A 2945-nucleotide genomic window follows, 5' to 3' on the forward strand; every position below is an offset into this window, starting at 1 on the left:
CGGGGTATCAACGTTCATTGCCACTGAACCGCTTACACCAACACCCTTGCCGTTATAATCAGCGTGGTTTTCAATATCCATCGCACTCAACGTACCGGTGCTAAAACGGTTTTTATTTTCCGCTTCCGCTTTAGCCGTTGAGGTGAGCAAGCCGCCGGTAAGTGCGGTGTGTTTTTGGACAGTTATGTCATATCCCGCATCACCTGCGAACATCCTGGCTTGTTTTTTTACGCTGGCATAGTCTGAATTGACTTTCGATTTGCTATAACATCCACCGGCGGAGAATTCATAGTTCCATAGTTTTTACACTATCTCTTTCCCCAAGGCTTCGCATTTGGGCTACTATGCTTCGCTCGCCACTCAATGCATAAAGGTCTATTCCACATTAATTCATTTTCGCATACGGGTCCGCCTTTTAAATACCAACCTTTTTTTTCTAGACATAAATTCACTTCAGGATAGTCACTTCCACCACGCACAGGATCCATTCCACAAGCTCGCATGTCTTTTTCTCTTGCATCTACAAAATCAATTAACGATTCCAAATTTTTATTTTTGGAATACCATATGTAATAAGGTTTTGGTGGTTGAAAGCCTCCAAAAGAGCAACTGGCTAAAAAAAACACACCGCAAAGAATAGCTGGAACTTTCATAAATACTCTCCTATTGTTTATGATCCTAAAAGAGAAATCCCGTCATCATTACTTTTCGTTGTATTTATATTCGCAATCCCTGTCGCAACCCTATCTTTTGGAACATGGCGTACCTTATATTAATTCTCATATTTTTCATTTTCATTACAAACTTTTTCTTTATATGAGCTAAGAGTACACCAAAAAAAATCAGGCTTAAATTTATATCCTAAAGAATATAAACAATTACTTCGCTGTAGGCGCAATTTTTTTAATACGGTAAAGTAACTAGTCATTTCATGATCAGATATTGCGCCATCAGAAATTTTCTGCCAATTTTTATATAATATGCTTTCTGTATTTGAAAGTTTTTTTCAGCATATTTATCACAGTAAATATAATCTATATCTGTTACTTTAACACCATTTTTCACCCAAAAATCTCTAGTGTTTTTATATTGATAATCAAAATGATAAACACATCCAATTAGTAGAAACACAATAAGAAAAATAGATTTTTTCATCTTAAATCCTCACGCTAATTTATGCTATTTGATATCAATACGTTTTAATGTCGGACTAGGTTTACCCCAAACAGACTTTAATTTATCCCAAATCATTGCCTGCTCTCGGCTAGCATTTGATGCGCCAAAGACAGAGGGTAAATCAATACCTGCGCGTAAACGTTCAAAGATTGTAAATGTCATTTCTTCCGCTAAACCTGCATAAGGTTTACGAACAACAACACTGGCATTATTTAAAACATCATTGCCTGAATATTGATTAGCATACTTACTTTTTAGATTTCTTTTTGACTAAAGTATATATCAAATCTAATATTACTAAAGGGATATATAATGGTAACGTAGCTTTAAATGCCTCGTAAAAAGCGACATTATCCCAATATATTTGACCATATTTAATATAAACAAATATCATAAATAATATGTCTCTGCTTAAAAACATACACAAATACATAATAACAAAGAAAATAATATTTCTTAGCAAAAAGCTATTTTTTATTTTTTCTATCATATTGATTCTCTAATGAATTATAAAATGTTCTCAAGCGTTCAGAGTCACCAAAATATTCTCCTGCATAATTAGATCCAAATTGTGTCGTGTACTTTTCTATTGGTGACTTATATACTGAAGAACTAAATTTACCAGTTATATGAGCACCAAAAGCCCCAGTTACTCCAGATAAAGCACTCCAACCATAATCATCAGGATCTTTTGTACCTAATACATTTAATCCCACATTAACATAAACTTGTTGCCATAACTTCTTGAGTTGCCGCTTCAATTGCGCCCCACACTCCGTGCGCAATGATATTCGCGCTATCATTGTCTTGAGTGGCTTTTTTAATTTCAGGATTGATGTAAGGGGAAGTATTCCTGCCACAACGCCTTCCGTTGGTGTGCCACCTAAGGCTAAACCGACACCATTTGTGACCGCACTATTTTCTACATTTTCCGTATTTTAGTTACATTGTTTTGTATCTGATGAAGAATTTTTTAATCCACAATCTTGTATTCTTACGTACCCTTTATTTTCCATACATTGTCTGAATTTTTTTTGCATAGTTTTATCTATAGGTCCATTTTTATCTTTAGTCATCGCACTCCTTAGACTTTCATCTCCATATTTCCCTCCACAACTTACAACATCTTTCCAGCGTTGTTCAGAATTCGTATTACCTAAATGATGAAGTTTTTGATAATGAGCAATAGGTGGATATGATCTACCTTTATAGCAAGAACTTGCTGTAGTTTCTATAATAGGTCTAACACATCCTGCTTGAGGATCATATAAGCAACTACTTAATACAAGAGATAGCATAATAAAAACATATTTTTTCATATTAATTACCCCCTAATTTAAATAAAACTTCCATCATATCTGAGCTGATTAAATCAGATAGGGCAAATGGTGCTGCAACAGGAATTGCAACAACTGTTGTCGCTGTTGACCCCACCGTTTGAAGAGTATTTTTATTTTGCAATGTGTTACCCTGTTTATCATACCAACCCCAAATTTGCCCTCCTATCATGTCATGTGTACCCGCAAAGGATTCTACTATTTTGTCCGATATAGAACCTTTCGTATAAGGAATTCGCTTAAAGTGTAAATTCCATTCTCCTCCGACAGATTGAAAACCTCCTGTTTCTCCATATAACCTCGAAGCTAATTTATTTTTAGTTGGATTAACAGCATCCGTTAAACTAGTTAAATTATCATCACCATAATATGTATATGAACCATCAGAATTTTGAGAGCATCGATTTTCTCCACAAATCACATTAAGATCGA

General features: G+C 34.8%; 6 protein-coding genes and 1 pseudogene. All 7 read right to left on the bottom strand.

Annotated elements, in window-relative coordinates; genetic code table 11:
• Positions 1 to 213, bottom strand: a pseudogene (locus BN3349_RS12080) (hypothetical protein); the annotation flags it as partial.
• 95 nt (positions 214 to 308) lie between these two features.
• A complete protein-coding gene (locus BN3349_RS10760; RefSeq protein WP_040977390.1) occupies positions 309 to 653 on the bottom strand; it encodes a hypothetical protein in 345 nt (114 codons plus the stop codon).
• Positions 654 to 924: 271 nt separating this feature from the next.
• Positions 925 to 1155, bottom strand: a complete 231-nt coding sequence (locus BN3349_RS10765) for a hypothetical protein (protein WP_040977391.1) — start codon at positions 1153 to 1155, stop codon at positions 925 to 927.
• Positions 1156 to 1179: 24 nt separating this feature from the next.
• Positions 1180 to 1338, bottom strand: coding sequence for a hypothetical protein (locus tag BN3349_RS12085; RefSeq protein WP_180334849.1), 159 nt, complete (start codon positions 1336 to 1338; stop codon positions 1180 to 1182).
• 305 nt (positions 1339 to 1643) lie between these two features.
• Positions 1644 to 2036: a hypothetical protein gene (locus BN3349_RS10775; RefSeq protein ID WP_040977393.1), complete on the bottom strand. Its 393-nt coding sequence runs from the start codon at positions 2034 to 2036 to the stop codon at positions 1644 to 1646.
• Between the two features lie 78 nt (positions 2037 to 2114).
• Entirely contained in the window at positions 2115 to 2495 is a 381-nt protein-coding gene (locus BN3349_RS11995; RefSeq protein WP_143933753.1) for a hypothetical protein, read from the bottom strand.
• 1 nt (position 2496) lies between these two features.
• Positions 2497 to 2945, bottom strand: a 449-nt coding sequence (locus BN3349_RS10780; RefSeq protein ID WP_040977394.1) for a hypothetical protein, incomplete at its 5' end; no start/stop codon positions are given.

It is taken from the genome of Necropsobacter massiliensis (genome assembly GCF_000827595.2).
Lineage (GTDB): Bacteria > Pseudomonadota > Gammaproteobacteria > Enterobacterales > Pasteurellaceae > Necropsobacter > Necropsobacter massiliensis.